General features: G+C 35.3%; 21 protein-coding genes and 1 riboswitch. Of the genes, 15 read left to right on the forward strand and 6 right to left on the reverse strand.

The window, feature by feature from the left end:
* Positions 1–2 precede the first annotated feature (2 nt).
* From MHH96_RS15620 to MHH96_RS15650, 7 genes are all read left to right on the forward strand, one after another.
* The gene (locus tag MHH96_RS15620) at positions 3–857 is read left to right on the forward strand and encodes a protein-glutamine gamma-glutamyltransferase (RefSeq protein WP_047940110.1); all 855 of its coding nucleotides are present in this window, start codon (positions 3–5) and stop codon (positions 855–857) included.
* A gap of 121 nt (positions 858–978) precedes the next feature.
* Complete coding sequence (locus MHH96_RS25655) at positions 979–1,194, forward strand: YjcZ family sporulation protein (protein WP_413230944.1); 216 nt, start codon at positions 979–981, stop codon at positions 1,192–1,194.
* A gap of 1,067 nt (positions 1,195–2,261) precedes the next feature.
* The gene (locus tag MHH96_RS15630; RefSeq protein ID WP_341117642.1) at positions 2,262–2,561 is read left to right on the forward strand and encodes a hypothetical protein; all 300 of its coding nucleotides are present in this window, start codon (positions 2,262–2,264) and stop codon (positions 2,559–2,561) included.
* A 57-nt stretch (positions 2,562–2,618) separates the two neighbouring features.
* A complete protein-coding gene (locus MHH96_RS15635) occupies positions 2,619–3,155 on the forward strand; it encodes a hypothetical protein (RefSeq protein WP_341117643.1) in 537 nt (178 codons plus the stop codon).
* A 63-nt stretch (positions 3,156–3,218) separates the two neighbouring features.
* Entirely contained in the window at positions 3,219–3,611 is a 393-nt protein-coding gene (locus tag MHH96_RS15640) for a hypothetical protein (protein ID WP_047940113.1), read from the forward strand.
* Positions 3,612–4,668: 1,057 nt separating this feature from the next.
* A complete protein-coding gene (locus MHH96_RS15645; RefSeq protein ID WP_236691756.1) occupies positions 4,669–5,070 on the forward strand; it encodes an aminoacyl-tRNA deacylase in 402 nt (133 codons plus the stop codon).
* 61 nt (positions 5,071–5,131) lie between these two features.
* Positions 5,132–6,007 carry a MerR family transcriptional regulator gene (locus MHH96_RS15650; RefSeq protein WP_047940114.1) on the forward strand — a complete coding sequence of 292 codons (876 nt, stop codon included), beginning with the start codon at positions 5,132–5,134 and terminating at the stop codon, positions 6,005–6,007.
* 21 nt (positions 6,008–6,028) lie between these two features.
* Here the strand turns inward: MHH96_RS15650 and MHH96_RS15655 are convergent, their stop codons facing one another.
* On the reverse strand, positions 6,029–7,108 hold the full coding sequence (locus MHH96_RS15655; RefSeq protein ID WP_061796592.1) for an NAD(P)H-dependent flavin oxidoreductase: 1,080 nt from the start codon (positions 7,106–7,108) through the stop codon (positions 6,029–6,031).
* Positions 7,109–7,264: 156 nt separating this feature from the next.
* On the opposite strand from MHH96_RS15655, the gene MHH96_RS15660 reads away from it, so the two are divergent.
* Positions 7,265–8,137 (forward strand): LysR family transcriptional regulator, encoded by an 873-nt coding sequence (locus MHH96_RS15660; RefSeq protein ID WP_061796590.1) that lies wholly within the window; start codon positions 7,265–7,267, stop codon positions 8,135–8,137.
* 225 nt (positions 8,138–8,362) lie between these two features.
* Positions 8,363–8,788 carry an NUDIX hydrolase gene (locus MHH96_RS15665; protein WP_341117644.1) on the forward strand — a complete coding sequence of 142 codons (426 nt, stop codon included), beginning with the start codon at positions 8,363–8,365 and terminating at the stop codon, positions 8,786–8,788.
* A gap of 272 nt (positions 8,789–9,060) precedes the next feature.
* On the opposite strand, the gene MHH96_RS15670 is transcribed toward MHH96_RS15665, so the two are convergent.
* On the reverse strand, positions 9,061–10,887 hold the full coding sequence (locus MHH96_RS15670; RefSeq protein WP_061796586.1) for an APC family permease: 1,827 nt from the start codon (positions 10,885–10,887) through the stop codon (positions 9,061–9,063).
* A gap of 146 nt (positions 10,888–11,033) precedes the next feature.
* A riboswitch (cyclic di-AMP (ydaO/yuaA leader) is annotated at positions 11,034–11,179 on the reverse strand.
* A 146-nt stretch (positions 11,180–11,325) separates the two neighbouring features.
* Between MHH96_RS15670 and MHH96_RS15675 the strand changes: the two genes are divergently transcribed.
* Positions 11,326–11,448, forward strand: a complete 123-nt coding sequence (locus MHH96_RS15675; RefSeq protein WP_341117646.1) for a bacitracin ABC transporter ATP-binding protein — start codon at positions 11,326–11,328, stop codon at positions 11,446–11,448.
* A gap of 323 nt (positions 11,449–11,771) precedes the next feature.
* On the opposite strand, the gene MHH96_RS15680 is transcribed toward MHH96_RS15675, so the two are convergent.
* Positions 11,772–12,248 carry a DinB family protein gene (locus tag MHH96_RS15680; protein WP_047940120.1) on the reverse strand — a complete coding sequence of 159 codons (477 nt, stop codon included), beginning with the start codon at positions 12,246–12,248 and terminating at the stop codon, positions 11,772–11,774.
* A 91-nt stretch (positions 12,249–12,339) separates the two neighbouring features.
* On the opposite strand from MHH96_RS15680, the gene MHH96_RS15685 reads away from it, so the two are divergent.
* Positions 12,340–13,023: an ArsR/SmtB family transcription factor gene (locus MHH96_RS15685; protein WP_061796576.1), complete on the forward strand. Its 684-nt coding sequence runs from the start codon at positions 12,340–12,342 to the stop codon at positions 13,021–13,023.
* A 312-nt stretch (positions 13,024–13,335) separates the two neighbouring features.
* On the opposite strand, the gene MHH96_RS15690 is transcribed toward MHH96_RS15685, so the two are convergent.
* Both MHH96_RS15690 and MHH96_RS15695 read right to left on the reverse strand, forming a co-directional pair.
* Positions 13,336–13,818 carry a hypothetical protein gene (locus MHH96_RS15690; protein WP_061796574.1) on the reverse strand — a complete coding sequence of 161 codons (483 nt, stop codon included), beginning with the start codon at positions 13,816–13,818 and terminating at the stop codon, positions 13,336–13,338.
* Between the two features lie 312 nt (positions 13,819–14,130).
* Positions 14,131–14,721: a DUF1349 domain-containing protein gene (locus tag MHH96_RS15695; RefSeq protein ID WP_061796572.1), complete on the reverse strand. Its 591-nt coding sequence runs from the start codon at positions 14,719–14,721 to the stop codon at positions 14,131–14,133.
* 230 nt (positions 14,722–14,951) lie between these two features.
* On the opposite strand from MHH96_RS15695, the gene MHH96_RS15700 reads away from it, so the two are divergent.
* Together MHH96_RS15700 and MHH96_RS15705 are read left to right on the forward strand one after the other, a co-directional pair.
* Positions 14,952–15,974: a C45 family autoproteolytic acyltransferase/hydolase gene (locus MHH96_RS15700; protein WP_061796570.1), complete on the forward strand. Its 1,023-nt coding sequence runs from the start codon at positions 14,952–14,954 to the stop codon at positions 15,972–15,974.
* Between the two features lie 218 nt (positions 15,975–16,192).
* Positions 16,193–17,197, forward strand: a complete 1,005-nt coding sequence (locus MHH96_RS15705) for a serine hydrolase domain-containing protein (protein WP_341117649.1) — start codon at positions 16,193–16,195, stop codon at positions 17,195–17,197.
* 346 nt (positions 17,198–17,543) lie between these two features.
* Here MHH96_RS15705 and ppsA read toward each other — a convergent pair whose 3' ends face one another.
* A complete protein-coding gene (ppsA, locus tag MHH96_RS15710; RefSeq protein WP_144546263.1) occupies positions 17,544–20,147 on the reverse strand; it encodes a phosphoenolpyruvate synthase in 2,604 nt (867 codons plus the stop codon).
* A 330-nt stretch (positions 20,148–20,477) separates the two neighbouring features.
* Between ppsA and MHH96_RS15715 the strand changes: the two genes are divergently transcribed.
* Both MHH96_RS15715 and MHH96_RS15720 read left to right on the forward strand, forming a co-directional pair.
* Positions 20,478–21,176, forward strand: coding sequence for an aspartate/glutamate racemase family protein (locus tag MHH96_RS15715; protein ID WP_061800998.1), 699 nt, complete (start codon positions 20,478–20,480; stop codon positions 21,174–21,176).
* Between the two features lie 420 nt (positions 21,177–21,596).
* Positions 21,597–23,066, forward strand: coding sequence for a glutamate decarboxylase (locus tag MHH96_RS15720; RefSeq protein WP_144546261.1), 1,470 nt, complete (start codon positions 21,597–21,599; stop codon positions 23,064–23,066).
* The last annotated feature ends 140 nt before the right edge of the window (positions 23,067–23,206 follow it).

A 23,206-nucleotide genomic window follows, 5' to 3' on the forward strand; every position in this document is an offset into this window, starting at 1 on the left:
AAATGTTACAAATAGCAGGAACAACCTTTCAGCTTCCAGAAAATTGGCCATTGGATCAAATCGAAAGAAGTATTTTGCAGTACATGCAAGATGATCATAACATGTATTCTTATCCTTCATTAGAGGAATTGCAGTTCGAATTGACAATGCGCAAAAATATCATTAATAGTGCAAGAGCAATAAATGAAACAGAGGCACAGTTTACTGTTTTCGAGCAATCTCGGTGCAACCCTGCTTACTGGCAACTAACCTCGGCCGGGGGGTTCTCGCTGAGCCCGGATGTGCAGCCTTCTGATGCCATTATGGATATTTATTCGAACAGTTCGCTTTATGCATTTGAATGTGCAACTGCTGCTGTTATTATCATTTATCATGCTACACTACAGACGATCGGGAAACGTGCATTCGATACTCATTTTCGCAATCTTTATCTATACAGCTGGCATGTTGACACAGACCTCGGCCTTGTTACGTTTAATTCCAATAGTTTTTTGCCTGGTGACATTATCTACTTTGAAAATCCCGATTTTGACTTAGCAGCCCCATGGTTTAGAGGGCTAAATGCCATACTTCTGGATGATGGGAGGTTTTTCGGACATGGCTTTTCCATAAGAACTGATCAGGAAATTATTCAAAATCTTAATGAGATAAGAATACCAGCTAGTAATCGATCCGCATTTCTGTCAAGCTTGGTAACGAGACCATCATTTACCCATTTATCAAGATTGACACGGCAGCAGACAAGAAGCACGACGTTCAAACGACAACTACCTGTTGTACATCATAACCGCAGTTCTATATCAACTTTAAGGTATCAGAACTATCTAGTGCAGCTTGGATATATGTACAAAGGGTAATTTGTTTTTATTCTGCCTGGTGGCTGCTGGGTACATACCCATTTTTCAATAGACGGGCTCCATTTTCATTTTTGAGAGTATGATGTAGGGATAGCCTTACTAGAAGAAAGGATGAATGAAAATGTATGCTAACGTAAATGCACCTCCAACTTTTGGTGCGAATGCTGCTCCTCAGCCGAATGTATCACCTGAATTTTTTCCAAGTGCGCCATCTTTTCCTACCTATACAGCACCCGCTTACGGTTATTGCGCACCAGCCTGTCCAAGAAATGACTTTGTTTTAATTGTTGTATTGTTTATCCTATTGATTATTGTAGGAGCATTTATTTGCTTCTAATTATGATGTCGCTTTTTCTTTAAGATATAATAAAGTTTTCCCCTAAAAAGGATGGTAGTGACACCTAGTTGATAGACGGTTCTGATGAATGGTAACATCGTCTTTGTTCCTTGCCATCAAGGAAAGAACTACTAAATCGAGAGAGACAGGGGAAGGAGCAATTGGCCTGACCTAAAAAACAGAACATATATATGAAGTGGTATGCATTCCTTCCAACAAATAAGGAGTGCTTTTTTCTATTAAGGAGACAGCTTTCAGCACATTAAAGCCAATGATTTCTTATACTAAACTTGTCCGTGAGGGAAACCAAGTATCGGGGAATGGAGCATGTTTGGAAAGTTATAAGTTATCGAACCATCACGTTACGACTGAATAGCGAAGTGAGAAGATATAAATGAGATAAAAGCTAAACTGCTTCAATGACAGCTCGAGGAGACTATTGTTCCATCTATGACGGAGGATGATTATATCCGACATTACATCGTGCTCGTTCTTATATGGATTAAATAGTGATTACTTAAGTCAGAAAGATTAACCATAATCTAAGATAATTTGTATCTGAATATCTGATAGGGTAACGGAGTTCCCGTAGTAGTCCGAGCTAGGGAAAGCCTAGTACGTGGCGAAGCGGAACAGCTTATCTTGTCTAACTTAAAATTGGTAAGGAATGTGAGGTTCTATAAGAAGTCCGAACATTGTGTTAGACAATTTAACCAAACAATCAAAACGTGAAGATTACAAATTTGAAAGAATTTATCGCCATCCACTTATACTCGATTAATTTATACTTAGACCTGATGAAAATACAATATTGGTCGCGGTAACGTTGCAAATACTACAAATTTGATTGTAATAAAGTGGGGGATAGGGAGTAGATGGTAATAATAATGGAAAGGCAGATTCTTTTACTAAAAAAATGTTATTTTCACATCACTATTGCTGCTCTTGATAAGAATAATATTATAGCCTACAACATTGTTTCTGGTTCGCAATCGACTTGAATTATCAGAAAAACCATTTATTTTAATTGTTTAAGAATGTTTGGATATTTGAAGTAATCCATGTACTTGGAATTATTTCAGGTAGCCCTGTTAAACTTAATACAACCACTGATTCAAATTCAGCAAAAATTAGAGTTTCTTATAGCAATACGGATAGTGGTACATACGCCACAGCTTATAAAGGGAATAGTAACATTTTTTTATAAACCATTTAACACTTTAAGTACTACTAGAAAAAAAGAGACTGCTGTTCATGAGTTTGGTCATATCATCGGATTACATCATACTCAAAAATCTAATGAGTCTAAATCTGTAAGGAGAGCAAAAGGTTTTATTGATAAAGCTGGTTTAAATTATATTTACTAAATAATGGAGGATGTTAATATAAAAAAGAAGTAATTGTATTTATCTGGTATATTAACCTTGGTGGTAGTTTTATTTATATTACCATTAAATCAATCTAAATCTGAAAATAGTAATTCCAAGAAAATAAAACCTACTACATATAATAATAGATTTGGTGAAATAAAACCTATTATTTCAGAAGCGCACGCAAAAACAGACTCATATGAAAATCTAGCTCTACTAATAGAAGATTCCCCACTAATAGTTAGAGGTATTAAAGTTTTTGAGGAAGAGCCATCACTCATTAGAGATGAAGAGGGTTATTTAATGAATGAGTTTACAATTTCAAGTTTTATAATTACTAAAATCTATAAAAACACTACAAATAAAGAGTTAAACCAAAATAATACAATTAAGATTTCTGAGTTCTCTACTTTAGATAAAGAGAATAATATACTTTATCAAATAAATGAATATGAACTTATGGAGAAAAACGAACAATACATCCTCTTCTTAAGACCTTCAACAGATGTAAATGCAGATCACTACTTTACCAAAGGTATTACTTTTGGTAAAGTAGGTGTTAAAAATGAGGATAAAAAGTTAGATTCATAAGGAAGCAAGAGTAAAATTCAACAAATAGGATGGATTTTTATTAAAGCTTAAAGGGGGAAAACAATGCTCAAGATTAAGTGGGTTTATAGCATGTTATTTTTGATTCTTTTTATGAGTGGTTGCTCTAATAATGAAGAACTAAAAATAGTTGTTGAAAAATTAGCTGATAATGGGGAGTATAAACAAACTGAAATTGCGGATCAAAATCAAGTTTTAAAGATAAAAGATCTGTTAAATGAGTATGATTGGAAAAATGAAAAGATAGAACATAATAGGAAAGCAGATTATATATTTAATTTTTCCTATACGAATCCAAGTGTTGAGGAGAAACCAATTACCTATTATGTTTGGCTAATAGATAATGATACAATTCAAATTTCTAGAGAAAAAACTGAATATGTCTTTTTAAATAAAAATGAAAGTCAAGAATTATTAGAAGTTTTAATAAAAAACTAAATTTGTTTTAGAAATATATACGAGTATTACAACGGATTAAGTAGGATAGTTTGTTTTCATTGTTAGCGGGAAATGCCCACTTCTAAATGAATTTGTCAGAGTTAAGTCATTATTCTATATCTAAATAGATTTTTGTCAATATTAATTTCTATAAGTGTTTAATGAAGATTCCTATTAGTGTAAAAAAGTCGTCTTTTTATGTGCTTTTTTACGAATATTTCTTCTGAGATCTCTGGAGGAATTATCTCTATTATTTCCAAAATTACACTTAAAGTAAATAGGATGGTTATATATTATTCATACAACATGAATGACCACACTAAAGCCTTTCTGATTAACAGAAGGGCCTTCTCTTGGTTATGGACATTTTAACAGTAACGTTTTATCTGTCTGTGAATCTTCATCTTCTTAGAGATAGCAGTTAATAAAAAGGTTGTTAAACTAAAAAATAATTGAAATTAAAGGGGCGGCATTTAATAAGTGAACCCCTTGCTAATGGTAGAAAAAAAAGGGGGGGTAGCGGAAAAAGGATTTTATAGAATAAGAGAAAAGAAATAATTCGGATGTAAATCCTAATGAAAGTTGTACCGTTCTTAGATGACAAATATGGCGGTTAATTCAATAAGTAAGTGATGAAACACAAGGTGATGTATCGGTAATTCGTGATAAAAAGAGTTTTTATTGGTCTGATTTAGATAATAACTTTTTAATTTCCTTATATGCTGGATAAGGATATATTGGTCATAAGATAGAGCAAATGAATTAATGTTAAAGATAAGCAATTCTTTGATGAAGACTCCCTTGTATAGTTGCTTTTCTTTTTTAGAATTCATCTATAACAAACGGGGGTATTAATAGCAACAGTATCTGGAACAGGCACATTCGTTCTTTAAGCTTGCTTCAGTATTTGTATATTGAATACTTCAAAAAATAAGTGAGATTCCATATCCTAAGAGAAATCTTTCAACCTCAGCCGAATAATGATATAGTAAAGCCGTAGTTGGAGGTGCTCTTGTGAATGAATTAGAAGGGATTTTAGAAAGATCTAAATATAGGTATGAAATCATTCATCCTCAAAATTCTTTCTAGAGAAGATGGCATTAAGTATTTTGGGATTGAGGCAGGACAGACTGCTCCCACGTTCATTTTGAAAACAGATAAGGGATACTTTGTTTTCATTGTATCAGGTAACCGTGACAAACTTGATTTGAAAAAAATAGCAATTCTATTAGACTGTAGCAAAGTAAAATTAGCATCTCCAAAGGAAGTTCCAAAGGTGACAGGATTTGAGGTTGGTAGTATTCCGATGATCGGCTTAGATTTGCCTTGTGTCCTTGACAAGCAGCTTTTTAAATATGATTTTGTCTATGGAGGTACAGAAAAAACTACATGCACATTAAAAATCGAACCCCATGCCTTGCAGGAATTAAATCATGTAGTGGCAATATTAGAATCATGAAAAATAAATGATTGACTATCACCTTAGGGGGTAGCTTAAGCTTTAGTTGAGAGGTGATAGCATGTTAATTAGTGAAGCAAGTCAGACAACAAATTTAACGAAAAAAGCGATTGAGTATTACATCGAACAAAAATTACTCATTCCGAATACGTTAGAAAATGGCTATCGTGATTTTAGTGAAAAGGATATTGAATGTTTAAAGAAAATTTATGTACTTCGGAAACTGGGACTGAGTACAGAAGAAATTAGGTCCGTGCTTGTTGATAGAACAAGCAACACACTGCAAAGGATATCCACCCAGAAAGAATTGACGTTACAGAGGGAGCAAGAGAAAAAATCCTTACTGAACGAACTGGGCATTAGTAAAGATTATGCTGAAATAAGTAAGAAGCTGAGAATGATAGAACAGCATGAAACTGTAACGGAAAAAATATTAGAAGCTTTTCCAGATTACTATGGTCGTTTTATTTGCCTGCATTTTGCACGATTTTTAAAAGAGCCTATTACTACTCCCGTGCAGGACTCGGCATATGAAGAGATCATTGCGTTTTTAGATAATGTTCCGCCACTTCAATTAGCGGAGGACTTACAATTATTCTTAATAGAAAGTACAAACAATATGAACACAGAAAGTATGCAGGACATGCTGGCGAATATAAAGCAGTCTATTGAAGATCCTGATCAGTTTTTAACTGTAAGTAAGGATTTTATAGAGCGATACTTGGAGTACATAAAATCTGAGGAATACAAAAATTCTCCCATTAATAAAATCCAACAAATTTTCAAAGAGTTTAATAATACAAGTGGCTATTATGATGTATTTATTCCTGCTATGAAAAAGCTGAGTGCTTCTTATGCAGCATATTGTCAGCAACTGGAATCAGCAAATGAAAAATTATTGTTACAGTATCCAGCATTAGATAGCTTGAAAGACTAGAAGGAGCAATTCTGCTCCTTATCACATAGTTGATTTTATTTTTTCTGCTTCTGCCATTATGCTCTGGATTAATATTTTTGCAGTTTGTTGTTTAGCTAATCTTGGGCTTTGACCACACCAAAGTGACATAAATTCTTTGTTATTTTTAGAGACTGCGTTTTTTCTAATATCCTGGGTTAATGTGTTTTGAATCGGGAAGTCTGGTAAATTCCATTCTTTGTTCTTCATACACGTAATAAACGTATTTTTTATTCCTCTTGCCCATTTACCTGAAAATGATCGGGTTAGTACTGTATCTTCCTCTGTACTATTAGTAATAATATCTTTATGAATTGGCTGTGCCCCGCTCTCTATACAGGTCAAGAAAGCTGTGCCCATTTGGATACCTTTTGCCCCTAAGCAGATAGAAGCTAATAACCCGCGGCCATCCATTATGCCTCCAGCAGCTATTACTGGAATACGAACATTGTCCGCTGCCTGTGGAATTAATGACATGGAACCCACTAAGCTTCTGTTCTTATCATCAATAAAGTTCCCGCGGTGTCCCCCCGCTTCACTGCCTTGGATAACGACCATATCCATTCCTGCTTTTTCATTTTCGACTGCTTCTCTCACAGTAGTTGCAGTTCCTATTAGAATAGTATTCGCGGTTTTTAACTCAGAAACCACTTTTGCAGGTGGGATGCCAAATGTAAAAGAACAGACTGGGACATTTTCCTCCATTGCTACCTTTATTTGTTCGATAAACGTTTCATAGACATGGTGGAAATCAGGAATATCAATGCTGTCTTTTGGGGGTAAATTCAACTGTTCTCGAAAAGGATTTAGCAATTGATTAGCTGATTGAATAGTATCTTGTCTAATCGCAAACTTATTAGGTACAAATAGATTTATGCCAAAATGATTGGATGTTAGGGTCTTTACCTTTCTTATTTGGTCTCTCATTTGAAGAGGAGTCATATATCCTGCTCCAATCATACCTAAACCCCCACTGTTTGAAACCGCAGATACTAATTCAGAAGTTGTGATTCCACCTGCCATGGGAGCTTGTATAATTGGATATTTAATTTTTAATATTTTTGTCATTTCATTATTTAACATGTATCTTCCTCCCTTATTATGTAAGATCTCTGCTTTAAATAGCTGCCGCTAAATTGATTATATTTCCATCATAACGCTTATCTGCTATATTGAATAATACATAATACTGATATTTGTCATCAGTTATTTAGATAACAAAAAAGAGGGGGGATTTTGATGGATTTGCAAACATTAAAAGTTTTCCAGACGATTGCGAAGCTAGGTAGTATTTCACAGGCAGCAAGAGAACTGCAATATGCTCAATCTAATATCACGATGAAAATACAACAATTAGAAGCAGAACTGCAAACAACCTTATTTTATCGACATAATCGCGGGACTGCTTTGACAGCTAAAGGAAGGATGCTGTTAACATACGCTGAAAAGATATTTCATCTTATCGAGGAAACGAAAAGTGTGATGAATGATGATCAATCACCAAAAGGTCCATTAATGATCGGCTCCATGGAAACAACGGCAGCAGTGCGGTTGCCAGTCCTATTTTCAAAGTATCTTAAAAATTACCCCGATGTTGATTTAACCTTAAAAACTGGTTCTACGAAAGAAAATATTCTTGGTGTACTTAACTATAAACTAGACGGTGCATTTGTTGCTGGACCAATTGCAAATACGGAACTAATTCAAAAAGATGTCTTTGAGGAGGAATTGATACTTGTAACAAATCCAGTTCACTCTCCCATATTTACAATTGAAGATATACAAGACGAAACATTGCTTGTATTTCGTCCAGGATGTTCTTATCGAGAAAGACTTGAACAATGGTTTCGTACAGAGGGAGCATGTCCGAAAAAGATGATGGAATTTGGAACCCTTGATGGGATTATTGGCTGTGTAACAGCTGGCTTAGGTATTAGTATGCTGCCACAAAGTGTTGTAGCAAAACAAATAACAGAAGGTACGCTTAGACAGCATCAAATTCCAAGTTCATTCAGTAAAGTTAAAACACTATTCATATATAGAGAGGATAAGTATTTGCCTTCCTCCTTAATTAAATTTATAAATATGATGGACGATTTAAGAGAGAGCTAGATACATTTATAGGAAGATTTAAAGAAGGACCGAGTTACAGTAGAATTAATAATTTCTATTTATATGGATGGTTAATCATTTCTTATAAAAGCTTTTTGATATGGAAAGTTCTTAAGAGAATAATGAAGTTCTCTCTAATAGTGTTCGTATTAAAAAATCTTTATATATGCATCAGAGCAGATTACTTGAAGAATAAAATGAATGTTAGAGCGAGGAGGAGAGAAAGTGTATAAGGTTTTTGGAGAAAAAGTTGCTGGTCTTGATTATAAAAAGAGAAAGAGTGTGTATGCTGTTATTTTTACTATTGCGAGGGATAAGGTATTAACTGTGCAGAATTCCAGAGGGCATTATTTTTTACCTGGTGGGGGAATGGAAAATGATGAAAGCTATCAAGCATGTCTAGAAAGAGAAATGCTGGAAGAAACGGGATATAGAATATCCATAGGGACTTTTATCGGTGATGCAAAGAGATATTTTCAATCGACTAAGAATGAACCATTAATAAACGAGGGATATTTTTACTTGGCAAAACTGTTAGAAAAAATACAAGACCCTATCGAAGATGACCACTTTATAAAGTGGATAGATATTGATAGTGTGAAAGGCCAGCTTTTTCATGAACATCATTGTTGGCAGTGTATCAGGCCTTAAGCAGAGTTGGTTAATCTCTTTCGGTTTATTAAAGCGGTATTTCATTTAATAAGAGGATAAGTTTATACAAATGAGAAAAAGGAACAAGCGTTTTAAGCATTACGGTTATTGTAAAATGATATAGGTAGGAGATGTAAGGTAAATACAAATAATCATGCGCGATCTAACAGGCTCTTTTTTTTCTATTACATTCCATATAATAATAAGAAAGGAGTCTCTTTTATAATGAAAAAGAAACTCCTTTTAGCTTGAATAGGACCAATTTTGCTATTTTATTTTTTTAAATGATAAGGTACGGTTGTTATTACTACATTTCTTCGGTACAATAAAAATGTTCTAATCAATAAACTAGATTGATTATGAAGGATATTGTGCCAGCCTTTCTTCGGTATAAATTGCGGAATCACCACTGTTACCTGATAGTTTCCTTCTTTTGCTTTATGTTCAATTGTATCAACAAATTTTCTAAGCGGGTTAATGATACTTCGATAATACGAATGAAGTGTTACAAGCCTAATTTCGGGCTGCCATTTATTCCATTTCGCTTCGAATACTTTTTCTTCTTCTCTCTCAAAAGAAACATAAACAGCAATAATTTGTTCTGGTTTAAGTGATTTAACGTAATTTAACGTATTTTCCACGACATGTGTCATTCCTGCTATAGGTACAATCATCACATTTCCTTGAATAGTCAATGGCGGTTCAGAAGTAGTAAGTCTAAGCTGATCACCAACTGCTAAATAGTGCTTATTTATTTTATAAAAGATAAACACGATGATAGGCAAGAAAATTAAAATCGACCATATTTGGGAGAATTTTGTTATAAAGAATACCATTGTAACGATGAAACTGATCGTTGCACCAATGGTATTAATAATAAATTTCGGTACCCAGCCTTTTGGTTTTTCTCTAAGCCATTTAACCATCATGCCACTTTGAGACAATGTGAATGGGAGGAAAACACCAACAGCATAGAGTGGAATTAAATGCTCTGTTTTTGCGTTAAATACTAATATTAATAGGATGGAAGCTAGACCAAGAATGATTATCCCATTGGAATAACCTAGACGGTCTCCTCGAATGAGAAACATCCTAGGAACAAATTTATCTTTTGCAAGATTAACTGCAAGTAAAGGAAAAGCAGAATATCCAGTATTAGCAGCAAGAATTAAAATCAAGGCTGTAGTTACTTGAATAAAGAAATACATAAAATTACGCCCAAAGACTCCCTCAGCAATTTGAGAAACAACTGTCACTTCTGCTTTCGGTGTGATTCCGTAAAAATAGGCGAGAGTAACAATCCCTGCAAATAATACCGCTAGTAAAGCTCCCATCATGACTAGTGTTTTAGCAGCATTGTTAGGCGCTGGTTTTTTGAAATTAGGAATCGCATTTGAAATTGCTTCGACTCCTGTTAATGCAGAGCTTCCTGAAGCAAATGCTTTTAATATAATAAATAAGCTGATTCCCGCTACAGGAGTACCGATTGGCGTATGCAATTCAGATGGAACATTTCCGGTCAATATATTATAGATACCAACGCCAATTAAAATAAATAATGCTAAGACAAATAAATAAACGGGATAGGCTAATATAGAAGCAGATTCCGTCACTCCTCTCAAATTTAAAACAGTGAGAAGAAATACAAATGCAATGGCGATCTCTGCATTATAACCATGTAAAGCAGGAAAAGCAGATGTAATGGCATCTGTACCAGCAGAGACACTTACTGCAACCGTTAAGATATAATCTACTAATAAGGAACCTCCAGCAATTAATCCAGGAGTTACCCCTAAATTGCTTTTAGACACCATATAAGCACCGCCGCCATTTGGGTAGGCAAAGATAATTTGTCTATAGGATAAGATAAGGGCGCTTAAAAGAATTAATACTCCTATCGCGATCGGGATGGAATACCAAAACGCAGTCGCACCTATCGTTATTAAAACGATCAAAATTTGTTCAGGACCATAAGCAACCGAAGACAGCGCATCGGAAGATAAAATCGCTAAAGCTTTTGTTTTGTTGAGTTTTTGTTCACCTAGTTCATAGGATTTCAATGGACGTCCAATTAATAATCTTTTAATGGAACCTAACATGCGAATTCACCGCCTGATTATATGTGTTATTAATAACTACCTCAAATAATGTTTTTACTCATTTACGTAATTAAATAAAAAAGCCTACAAGCCATTATTAATAGACTTGTAGGCACGTTAATTTTCTTGTGTCACAAGTTCCACCTTCCTTCTCATATTAACGCTTACGAGGTTAGCTGTCGGATTCGGGCCTTGAGTAGCCCTACCTTAAAAAGGATTCACCCCATGGGCATAATAAACGCCCAGCAAAGAATGGTTCCCCCGTACCGTATGGTTTCAGCGATCTAGAAATTTGAAACAACGATATTATCTTACTCTCGTACTTGGGAAATGTAAATAGTTATTTTGTGTAATAATTGTGAAGCTGGAAAAGCTAATAGAAATAGCTATTTTCCTTTTCACTTACATAATAAAAGTTAATTAATAAGGAGGAATTTTATGAGCAAAGAAAACAAATTTATTATTTCAGATGAATTTTTAGATCAATTAGTAAAAGAAATTAATCAACTAAATGGAGAACCGGAAGAGGAAGAAAGTAAAGATGATGAATCGAGGGAATAAAAGCTTTAAAAAGAAACAAAAGTTGTTAACGATATTTTAAAAAAGAAGACTTTAATTATTTTATCGGAAAGAAAGCATGAAGAGAAAATTACCTGTGGATTTGAAAGATATGAAAGAGAATAATAATAAGCGCGCATCAAGCAAAAAATTTACGAAGTAAGTCTGGTTCAACACCGTATCCATATCAGTAAATTAGTTGCTTCCTATCGCGCTTATGTTGGAATGAATAATTTTTTTCTAAACTTACAAACTTGCATTCTCGCTGTTTCTATTTTTATCTATTTAACATAGATATCAAATTACAATATAAAAATAATAGAATATTAATCCCAAATTTGCGGTCGTTCAATCCCCATTGTCCTCATATAGCCCAATAACTGACCTGTATGTACTGATTCGTGATAAGCAATACGCAAGAGCATATCCTCAAGTGTTCTAATATAACCAACATCTGAACGGTCAATCATTCCATTTTCAAGGTCATCATTACTAATTGATTTAATATATGTCAAAAATTCCTCACGATATGGTTGAGAGAATTTTAATTCTTCCTCAACGGTTGTAAATTCCTTCTGCTCGAATGGATTGTGAAAAGAATTGGGCTCGATACTGCCTTTGTTAATAAGCATTTGATGATAAAGATATTCTCCTTCAACAACATGTCTAATCATGTCAGCACATGAAAGGGCCTCTTCGTCTGGCTTCCATTTTAGCAGCTGAGGAGGGATTGCTTTCCAAACTTTTATACTTCTACGTCGTACCTCTTTAAAATTTAAGATTAATAAATCTGTTTTACCCATTAGGTGAATCTCCTTTCAAATTGATATTTATAATAGTAGCATATAAAAACTTCGGTTATAATCGAACTATCAATGTAAAGGGAGGATGGTCATGGCTATTAGCCCCGATTTTTCATATGTTGCAAAACTAATGGCTGATTCATCAAGAGCGGCTATGTTGGAGGCTCTTCTCGGACTTGATGGACTTCCAGCGAATGAACTAGCAAGAAAAGCAGACGTTACCCTACAAACAGCAAGCAGCCATCTTTCTAAAATGGTTGAAGGAAAATTGATCCGTGTAGAAAAACATGGCAGACACCGCTATTATAGTCTAGCAAATACCGATGTTGCTAGAGCAATAGAGACATTGATCGTTATTGCCCCACCTGTGCGCATTCGCTCATTAAAAGATTCTTCACGAGCAGAAAAGATTAAAATCGCTCGAACTTGTTATGATCATTTGGCAGGGAGACTTGGTGTAAAGTTAACCGAAGCCTTTATTGTAAAAGGATATATGATTGAGGAAGAGGATAATTTTAGCGTAACGGAAGAGGGAGAAACGTTTTTTCGTGATTTTGGAATTGATCTTGACACTCTGAGAAATAAAAGAAGACATTTCGCTAGAAAGTGTCTAGACTGGAGCGAAAGGCGTTATCATCTAGCAGGATCATTAGGTCATGCAGTTTTATTAAAATTATTAGAACTTAATTGGATTGAAAAGCTGCCTGATCGAGCAGTGAAAATTACCATAGAAGGAAAAGAAAAGTTATATAATATCCTAGGTATTGAAATGTAAAGGGTTTGTCTTGCCTTTTTTGGTTAGTGGATAGGTATAATAAGATAGTTTTGATAGTATATTAAAGTTTATTTCTAATCTAAACAATAAGGCGGTAAGAAAGATAAAAGCTATTTTTTTCGGGCAACTAGTAATGGGGAGTAAACGAGTGAGTGTTTAAAAGAAAATAGTAGCATTCCTTTATGCTCATAGAGCTTTGAAGGATCACAAATGATACTAAGGCTATTTTCAAGTTAAAAGTCTCTCATTAATGATAATGGGAGACTTTTGCTGTATTTATGAGATAACAGTATGAAGGAAATGGATATAAGTTTACCGTTGTTTGAATAGCCCGAACAGATTTTTCTTTTCCAAATAAAATTGAAGGAAATATAACAATGGTGCTTTTAAAAAGAAATACATAAAAAATTGGAAATGATTAAATCGAACCAATGAATAATATTTTATTTTCTTTGCAAAAAATGAAAAAGGAAATGCAAAGAAGGCATGTATCATTGCATTGATTAATAGAAATTTCTTGAAATTTCCATATGCCAATTTTAGTGTCCATAGGGAGATAAAGACAAATGGTCCAGCATTAAATGGTAATTCACCAAACCAATAAGAATTTGGTTTATTATAGAAAACCCACCACTTTCGTTTTTTTCCAATCCATGCATTTAAGATTTCGATTATCCCTATAGTGAGTGTGGCAGGAAAAAATCTTTTTATATTACGAGAATCAATAAGAGTTAACGATAACCACGATAGAACAAGCAGTAAGATATTGTATGACCGTTGTAGTTTTAATGACATCTTAGAATCCTCCCTGTTTTTTATAGGATTCTTTTTTAGATTATTTATTATGCATAATAAATGGCACTTTGTTTTTAATTTAACGAATATAAAAGATTAAGTACACGCTTTTATTAATGTCTCAATTAGTAAAGTAATTTGTAGCAATTCTTTGTTAGGACCTTACCTAAGTTTTTTGGGGGAACTACAGGAGAGTTATTGCTGATTGCTATTCTAATGATGGTTACATCTGCATAGTGGATATATTCAAATTCGGTGAACGAAAAAAGTCGATTGACTGTTACACCAATCGAAGAAGATATCTTGACTTATCTATTTACCCATACGAATATTCTTTACGGTCTTCTTTTCAATACTCAAGTTTTCATAAATTCTCTTTCCGCCATTTCCTAAGGGAGCTTGTGCTAATAGTCCAACTTTTACAATCTCATCAACAGGCAAGCTGAAAAATCTCATCATATAATAATTTTGACCGTCTGTGGAGTAGTGGAATGCAAAAGAATGTCCACTTCTGCATACTTGTAGCCATACAGCATTATCATCAATATTGCAACCATTCGCATCATCCGACTCTTCCTTCGTTACAACGCTTACAACTGCATGAGTATCAAAATCAGTTAATTCAAAACAAGCCTTTGCCCAATATGTCATATCCTTCATAACCATTATGGAAGCAGAATCATAAGTGTCCTTAAAATCATGAGAAACCTTTACTTTCATGATAAAATCACCTGCAACCTCTGTATAGTAAAAGGGCGCGTTACACAATGATTGAGGCGTGATACCTTCTGCTCCAATTGCGCCATTGTTACAGAAAAAATCAGTTTCTTTTAGAGCGTATATTTCTATTCTGCCGTCTTCTTCCACGATAGTGCTTTCGTTAATCCAGTTGAAATTTAACATATTTTTCCCTCCTTTAAAGATAGAGCTATTTGCAATACATCCTATTACCTCCTCGCCTAATATTATAAACTAAATGGCGCTTCCAATAAATAACAACATTTTTACTTAGAGGTCCTATTGGATAAAAAAAGGATATATTTCATAACAGTCTAAAAAGAGCATAAAAAGACAGGAAATTATTTTTCTTTTTAAGTATAGTCAGATTTAGAAACAATAATGGAGGGGATTTCATGAAGAATTTTGAGGTGGATATTATTCAAATTAGGGATCGTTCTTTTCATATTGGTTTAAAAACAGCAGAGAGAATATTGGGGCGTTCTATTGTTAAGATGTGGAGTGAGTTTTTCGAACAGGACATTGATTATGAAAATATGCACTCCATCTATTCCGCATATGCTCCACATCTATTAGAGGAATTAGAAGGACTGGCCCAGGGTTTGGGGATTTCGTCTATCAGAGCTGCATCCATGTTTAGCGGTTATCACGTTCCCAAGATAGATGTGATGGGATGCACGGCTATTCTTACAGATGAAATCTATGTTCGGAACTACGATTTTTCTCCCAATCTGTATGATGGTATTTTTAGTTGTATCCAAGCGGAGAATACGCTGGCCACCGCAGGCTATAATTTGCAAATTTTAGGGAGACATGATGGAGTTAATGAGAAAGGGTTAGTGATGGGCTTCCATTTTGTTAGTTATAGTGGATATACAAAGGGTGTTTCCCCATGGGCTGCAATACGGATGGCTTTGGATACTTGTTCTTCGGTCGATGACGCATCTGCTCTGCTAAAAGAAATCCCTCATTCAGCCTGCTATAATTTTTCGGTGGGAGATAAAAAAGGAAACATCGCGGTGATAGAAGCAACTCCAGAAAAAGTGTGCATTAGAAAGGATGAGAAGCTCTTATCATGTGTTAATCATTTTCAAACTTCTGAACTCCAAGACAAAAACAGATCAGCTATTAATGGTTCCGTCAAAAGAAATAATTATTTACAATCATTCCAAGGGAAGAAACGAACACAGCAAGAGATGTTTAGCATATTCGCAAAGAAAAATTCTCCCGTATTCTTTCAGAATTATGACCAACTATTCGGAACACTACACACATTTTCCTACTCTTTCCAAGAATCAAGAATTCTTACTTCTCTAGCGCAAGGAAAGGAAGTTCTCGATTTTAATTTTCATAATTGGACAAATGGAGCAGATCTTGCCAGCAAAAAGATGACAGGTTATATCGAGACAATTAATTAGCTTCAATCCTTTTTAATAAACGTCTAAAACCTTGATACAAAGGGATTAGACGTTTTTTAGAAGGATTAACATCATGCTAGAAGTTGAAGCGTAGCTCAATTACAAAGAAGGGGACTCTTATGTAACTATCGGAGTTTAGGGGAAAAAGGACTTCTATAATTTGTAGAGAATATTAATAAAGGAATTATACAGTTTATGGATTTAGAAGGAGTAGTAGCATGGAGCATCTTGATAAATTGATTACGTGGGTAGAGAATATTAGAGAAAAAAATGGAAGTAGTAGCTCAGCATTATATATTTTAAAGGATAATGAAGTAATACTTGAACATTATAATGGCTTTCATTCCAATTCCACTAAAGCAAATCCGATCACTGCATCTTCTCAATTTAATGTAGCATCTGCTAGAAAGAGCTACCTTGGATTAGTAGTGGCCTATGCAATATATGAGGGGAAAATTAATAGTATTAATGATTATGCCAGTGATTACTTTGGAGATATGGATGAAGGATTATTAGGTAAAACAACTTTACGTCATTTAGTTACCCACTCGCACGGGTTACACCAAAAAGAGGATGGTACTATTTTTCGAGAGTTTGAACCTGGGCAAAATTGGGCTTATAGAGGGATTAATGTGTCAATGATGACAGAACTAGTAAATCGTCTATTTAAAATAAGTTTTCCAGATTTTTTGGAAGAAAGAGTATTTTCAAAATTGGGCTTTAGGGAAACAGCTTGGCAAACGAAAGAGAGTGAATTATTAGTAAAACAAATCATTAATCGTGAAGATGAAGGAGCCTTCAAACTAGGGAATTCTGCTGATGGAATGGAGGCAAACTTACATACCACTGCACGGGAGTTTGCACAGTGGGGAAATCTTCATTTAAATAAAGGTTTTGCAAACGGAAAGCAGATTGTGCCCAAAGAAGTTATCGAGATTGCGACTCAAATCCATAGTCCTATTTATAGAGATAATAAACTACCATTAAATGGATTGTTTTGGTATGTGCAAGGTGATCCTGCAGTTTACAGTGAACTTGGTCATAGAGTTCCAAAAGGTTCTTATCAAATATTGGGAATAACAGGACCAACACTTTTGGTTATTCCTAAATACAATGTGGTCGTTGCGAAGATGTACAATAAACGTTATAACTATGGAGGTGAAAGCTACCTTTATTATTTAAAGGAATTTAGTAATTTAGTTGCTGATACCTTTCAAAATTAAAGATTGTTATAATGTCTAGTAAACATTTGTATGTAATTTAACAGGAATATGCACTTCTCTAATCTATGGGGCATATTCCTGTAATAAGTGAAATGGAGCATAAAGATAAAGTTTGGCCGAAAACACCACACAAAACGATTTCACCTTAAAATCAAAAGAAGCCATTTTGAATAGAGATTAAATAACATGGCTTCTTTCTTTGGGAAAAACTTATCTATCTTAACATACTAATAACAATCATCAGTTGCTATCCCGCTATATGTCCAAGTAACGAGGTTTTTATCATAGGCGGCAAAGAGCCATAATATCAAGCATTCTCCTAGTTTGAATGCTTGAAGGTAATGAGTTATAATATTTCTACATATCCTTCTGTTCCATTCACCCTGATTCTTTGTCCGTCTTTTATTAGTTTCGTGGCATTTTCTACTCCAACCACAGCTGGTAATCCGTACTCCCGTGCAATAACGGCTCCATGCGTCATAAGTCCACCCACTTCGGTGATGAGACCCTTTATTGATACAAACAATGGTGTCCAGCTAGGGTCCGTAAAGGTTGTGACTAGTATATCTCCATCTTCTAAATCTGCGTCTTCCAAGTTTAAGATAACGCGAGCGCGGCCCTCCATAATTCCTGAAGAAACTGGCAGACCTGGAATTGCTTCTTCTGGGAGATTTTCACGTTTATACTTACCTTCAATGATTTCGCCATCAGATGTGATCACACGCGGGGGAGTCAGCTTTTCATATATGTTGTAATCTTCCTTTCTCTTGCTGATAATTTGATAATCCAGCTTATTTGTGCGTACTATTTTATGGAGTTCTTCGAAAGTGAGATAGAATATATCTTCTTTTTCATGAATAACTCCCGCTTGCACGAGCTGGGTAGCTTCATTCAATATGGCCTGCTTGTAAACGAAGTAACGGCTGATCATCCCAAATTTCGGATATTCACGATAACCGATGAAATTTCGGATTAGGTCAATCATCTGTTTTGTTTCGTTTGCCTTTTGTTCACCATCCGGTAAATATTTCAAGCGCTCCAATAACTCTTTTTCTTTTTGCAAAGCTTCATGAAGTCCTTGTTCAAATATCCGCTTACTAGCGTGGGGTTCAAAGTTTTTGATGTTACCAAGAATCATGGGAACAAGTGTAAGTGGTTTTTCACTCCAGCGTATTCTCGTAATATCAATTTCACCAGCACATCGCATTCCGTATTTGGTAAGAAAGGCAATTATGGCATTGCTTGCTTCCTGCCCACCATGTAACTTGACCATTTCATTCAAAAAGTTATCATCTTTTACACTTTGCAAATAATCAATTACTTTTGGAAAAGGTCGAATCGCATCTGCGACATCCAAGAGAGCTAAACCCATTTCTGAAGTAATATTATTCGATACAGATTGGGAAATGGTGTCCGCTGCGTTTTTTTCACCCAGCCACTCGTTCATCTTTTCATTGAGCCATGTTGCTGCATTCATGGCAGCCATAAATACAGCTGTACTTTGCGGGTCAAATAATATCCTCTTTAATTCCTGAATATCTTCTAGAATAAAATCAAATAACTCTGATCCGGATTTAGTTTTAATGTTTTGTTTTAACTCTTCAATGGATATTTGGCTGCGCTTTATGAAATCAGAAACGATGGATGGGTTATTATTTTCTAATTGAGCCTGTATAGCTGTATTGCCTTTTACATGATTGGGAGCTTGATCATCATCAGGTAATAACTTGATAAAATTTTCCCGCTCCAAGATGGTCATGAGTGCATCTTTTAGAAGTGGATCGTGTTGTCCCATGCCATTTAATAACATGTTTCTGCTAGCAGGTAAAGCAAGCTGCTGTGTGACATCAACAAACAACCTTCCACCTGCTTTACGCATAGGTGCGTTAGTGGTTAACAGAAAAAAAGACAATCCCAGCGGTTTAATTGCGTCGGTCATCATTTGCTGATGACCGACAGAGATATAGACATGGTTTTCTTGATCATTCGCCTCGGGGATTGGGAAAAGCGTTGTAATAGGACGACTCTGAACTATATAAAATTTATCATCAACTAAACACCACTCAATATCTTGAGGACAGCCAAAATAATCTTCAATCTTTCTTCCGATGCGTGCCAGTTGCAAGATTTGCATATCAGTCAGTGATTGTGTCTTTTGCTGCTCAGGATTAATCGCTTGCGTCTTTGTTCCGCCATCTTTAACAGCAGTTACAGCCAACTTTTTGGCAGCGATCTTTTTATGGGCAATTTCATTTTCTTGAATCTTATAATTATCGGCTGATACCAAGCCAGAGACTAGCGCTTCTCCAAGTCCAAAACTGGCATCAATCGATAGTATTTTTCGGTTGGAGGTAAGGGGATCAGCTGTAAATAAAATCCCAGAAGCCTGTGGAAAAACCATCCTTTGAATAATCACAGATAAATAAACTTGCTGGTGGGCGAATCCATTTTGCATTCGGTAGATTACAGCGCGATCTGTAAATAGAGAAGCCCAACATTTCTTGATATGCTCCAAGATGGCTTCTTTGCCGATGATATTTAAATAAGTGTCTTGCTGGCCGGCAAAAGACGCATGCGGCAAATCCTCAGCAGTTGCACTAGAACGTACTGCATATGCATGTTTTTCACCAAAACGGGCGAGATAAGTGACAACTTCACTAACAACATCGGAGGGAATATCCGTTTCCATGATGATTTGTCGAATCTCCCTAGAAATCTGACTTATTTGCTTTTGATTTTCTACTTTTAAGCATGTAAGCTTTTCTATTAATGCTTTAAACATTTCGTTTTGTTCGATGCTTTTTTGATAGCCTACTGTTGTCACACAAAATCCATCGGGTACTTGTATTCCTGGAATTTTTGATAATTCCCCTAAATGGACTCCTTTCCCACCAACAAGCATACGTTCTGTTTTTCCAACTTTCTTTAGATCGAGTACCAAAGAACTCATCCGCATCGCTCCTAACCATTAATGTTCTATTGATTTTAGCAGTAATAAAGGAGAATAAATAGTCTATAATAACCATTTTTTGTATGGTATAATTAATATAGAGGGTACTATGAAAATAAAATCTAGCCTTACAATAACTTAATTCATGTCATTTCTTATTTAACTTTTTTTGCTTTATGTTCTAATAGTTAATAGGAGATATTAAGCCTTTATCATACACACTGTGCGATACTTAATAATGAAGTATCGTATTTTAATTGAACAATAGGTGTATGAAAAAAACGCTATCTCATGATATATAATGGACAAGAAATAAGGAGGAGATTCATAATGCTAAGTAATAAATTCTGTAGAATCGGTATTTTGGCGGGGATGGGTCCACGTTCGACCGCTCCATTTATTGAGTCGGTTTTAGATGAATGCGAGCGACAATATGGTGCAAAAAATGACATTGATTTTCCCCATATGATTATTTATTCATTACCTACACCCTTTCATCCAAAAGAACCTATTATTAAAGAAGATATGGTGAAATCTTTACAAATAGGAATAAGGTCTTTAACAGAAGCTAATTGCGATTTTATTGCTGTTCCTTGTAATGTAGTCCATCAATTTTATGAGGATATGACAAAGATGACCAATATACCTATTCTTAATATTATCCAAGAAACAATAAACGCTATTGGTGTCCAAAGTTCAAAAGTCGCTTTAATTGGTACCAGAAGTACAGTAGAAAATCAGCTATACCAGCCTTACCTACATAATAATAATAAAGATATTTATTGGACAGAACATATTCAAAGCCAGGTTGATCAATTAATTTATGATGTTAAACAGAATCGCGAAATGGAAGAGCTTATTCAACAATGGAAAAACATAGAAATGGAGCTTGTAGAAAATGGTGTAACTGATGTAGTTTGTGTATGTACTGATCTATATTTTTGTGGATCTTATACATCTTTAAATTTCTTCGATTCATCAAAAATTCTTGCTAAAAGTTTAGTAGAAAGATATTTAGCCTTTAAATAGGTGATATTCGTGTTCAACTATAGGGTGGTTTATTTAGCGGATAAATAGTTGTACGAAGGGGAATATAGATCTTTAAATTATCCAGTATAATTTTATATTCACAAATAGAGTGCATTTGTATAATACATATTAATGCTTCAAAGATTTTTAATAAAAACGTCTAAAACCTGATATATAAGGAATTAGACGTTTTTTATTTCAGTTGAAGGAAAAGAAGATTCTTGGGTAACTTCTGGAGCATTCTTTTATTAAGTAAAACCTTACTTTTGCTAGAAAAGGACTGTGTTGTTATTTAAGTTAAATGATTTACGTTAATAATCTTTAATCCGAGTGGTGGAAGAACCTTTAATTAGAATAAAATAAATGCTTTTTAGTAAATAATATAATGGTTAAACTATTTTATTTAAGGGGGGGACATCTATGCCACACCATCGAAAAGCAGAACTTCAAAATGATACATACGAAGAAAAAGAGATGATTTCAGATAATTCACAAAGTCTACCTCATCATGTGCAAAAGGAGCTGCCGCAAGAATTATCGGTAAATCCTTTATTTGCCCGTGAAGGGGAATCGGACGTCCCGCGTTTTCACATGGCTGATAAAGGCATGTTACCAGAAACAGCATATCAAATCGTCCATGATGAAATTGCTCTTGATGGCAATGCCCGCTTGAATCTTGCCACATTTGTTAGCACATGGATGGAACCAGCCGCAGAGCATTTATATACTAAATCATTCGATAAGAACATGATTGACAAGGATGAATATCCACAGACAGCTGAAATTGAGGAGCGATGTGTCCGCATTTTAGCCAACCTTTGGCATTCGCCCAACCCTCTCACGACTATGGGTGTTTCTACAACTGGTTCGTCGGAAGCATGTATGCTCGCGGGGCTTGCGTTAAAGAGACGCTGGCAGAACACACGCAAAAGCACAGGAAAGTCGGTAGATCGCCCCAATATTGTGTTTAGTTCTGCTGTTCAAGTCGTTTGGGAAAAATTCGCGAACTATTGGGAGGTTGAACCACGCTATGTGAAGGTTAGCCCTGATCATCCTCTATTGGATCCTCAAGGGGTTCTCGCTGCAGTGGATGAAAATACAATTGGTGTGGTACCAATTCTCGGTGAGACTTACAGAGGGCTTTATGAACCGGTTGCTGCTATTGCAAAAGCGTTGGACGATTTGCAGAAGAGGACAGGTATTGACATTCCGATTCATGTAGATGCGGCTTCTGGGGGATTTATAGCACCATTTCTTCAACCAGATTTAGTCTGGGATTTTCAATTACCGAGAGTGAAATCCATCAACGTATCTGGACATAAATATGGGTTAGTATACCCCGGGCTGGGCTGGATAATTTGGCGGGAAGCTGCAGATCTCCCTGAGGATCTCATCTTCCGTGTTTCCTATTTAGGCGGGAACATGCCGACTTTCGCTTTGAATTTCTCTCGTCCTGGCGCACAGGTGCTCCTTCAATATTACAATTACCTGCGTTTGGGGAAAAGTGGCTACTATGATGTTCAAAGAGCTTCTCAGAAAGTCGCTCTTTTTCTTAGCGAGGCGATTCAAAAGTTGGGACCGTTCGAACTTTTGTCCGATGGTTCGGATATTCCGGTTTTCGCTTGGCGGCTTAAGGATGGTTACACATTAAATTGGAATCTTTATGATTTATCTCGACAATTACGTGTATTCGGCTGGCAAGTACCCGCCTATCCATTACCTCCAGATATGGAAGAAGTGACGATAATGCGCATTGTGGTTCGAAATGGATTTTCTATGGATCTCGCGCATCTGTTTTTGATGAATCTCAAACAGACCGTTGCTTTTTTGGATTCTCTAGACGGACCCATGCCACATGATTCGAAGTCTAACAATGGGTTTCATCACTAAATGGATTCTATAGTCTTTAAATTGAGCTAACTCTCAGTGAAATTAATATTCTTAGATGGATCCCTCCAAGCAGAAGTTTATTGGAGGGACTTTTTTTATGGAGATTACGTCAATAAAGGAGAATATGCTTTATACAGCTT

The sequence above is a fragment of the Niallia sp. FSL K6-0212 genome, from assembly GCF_038007605.1.
Taxonomy (GTDB): Bacteria; Bacillota; Bacilli; order Bacillales; family Cytobacillaceae; genus Niallia; species Niallia circulans.

Excerpts from the sequence above, each read along its gene's own strand:
- MHH96_RS15695 (WP_061796572.1), bottom strand. The coding sequence starts at position 14,721 with ATGTTAAATTTCAACTGGATTAACGAAAGCACTATCGTGGAAGAAGAC.
- MHH96_RS15680 (WP_047940120.1), bottom strand. The coding sequence starts at position 12,248 with ATGGGTAAAACAGATTTATTAATCTTAAATTTTAAAGAGGTACGACGT.
- MHH96_RS15660 (WP_061796590.1), top strand. The coding sequence starts at position 7,265 with ATGGATTTGCAAACATTAAAAGTTTTCCAGACGATTGCGAAGCTAGGT.
- MHH96_RS15700 (WP_061796570.1), top strand. The coding sequence starts at position 14,952 with ATGAAGAATTTTGAGGTGGATATTATTCAAATTAGGGATCGTTCTTTT.
- MHH96_RS15655 (WP_061796592.1), bottom strand. The coding sequence starts at position 7,108 with ATGTTAAATAATGAAATGACAAAAATATTAAAAATTAAATATCCAATT.
- MHH96_RS15645 (WP_236691756.1), top strand. The coding sequence starts at position 4,669 with ATGAAATCATTCATCCTCAAAATTCTTTCTAGAGAAGATGGCATTAAG.
- MHH96_RS25655 (WP_413230944.1), top strand. The coding sequence starts at position 979 with ATGTATGCTAACGTAAATGCACCTCCAACTTTTGGTGCGAATGCTGCT.
- MHH96_RS15670 (WP_061796586.1), bottom strand. The coding sequence starts at position 10,887 with ATGTTAGGTTCCATTAAAAGATTATTAATTGGACGTCCATTGAAATCC.
- MHH96_RS15690 (WP_061796574.1), bottom strand. The coding sequence starts at position 13,818 with ATGTCATTAAAACTACAACGGTCATACAATATCTTACTGCTTGTTCTA.
- ppsA (WP_144546263.1), bottom strand. The coding sequence starts at position 20,147 with ATGAGTTCTTTGGTACTCGATCTAAAGAAAGTTGGAAAAACAGAACGT.
- MHH96_RS15650 (WP_047940114.1), top strand. The coding sequence starts at position 5,132 with ATGTTAATTAGTGAAGCAAGTCAGACAACAAATTTAACGAAAAAAGCG.
- MHH96_RS15620 (WP_047940110.1), top strand. The coding sequence starts at position 3 with ATGTTACAAATAGCAGGAACAACCTTTCAGCTTCCAGAAAATTGGCCA.
- MHH96_RS15640 (WP_047940113.1), top strand. The coding sequence starts at position 3,219 with ATGCTCAAGATTAAGTGGGTTTATAGCATGTTATTTTTGATTCTTTTT.
- MHH96_RS15720 (WP_144546261.1), top strand. The coding sequence starts at position 21,597 with ATGCCACACCATCGAAAAGCAGAACTTCAAAATGATACATACGAAGAA.
- MHH96_RS15705 (WP_341117649.1), top strand. The coding sequence starts at position 16,193 with ATGGAGCATCTTGATAAATTGATTACGTGGGTAGAGAATATTAGAGAA.
- MHH96_RS15715 (WP_061800998.1), top strand. The coding sequence starts at position 20,478 with ATGCTAAGTAATAAATTCTGTAGAATCGGTATTTTGGCGGGGATGGGT.
- MHH96_RS15685 (WP_061796576.1), top strand. The coding sequence starts at position 12,340 with ATGGCTATTAGCCCCGATTTTTCATATGTTGCAAAACTAATGGCTGAT.
- MHH96_RS15675 (WP_341117646.1), top strand. The coding sequence starts at position 11,326 with ATGAGCAAAGAAAACAAATTTATTATTTCAGATGAATTTTTAGATCAA.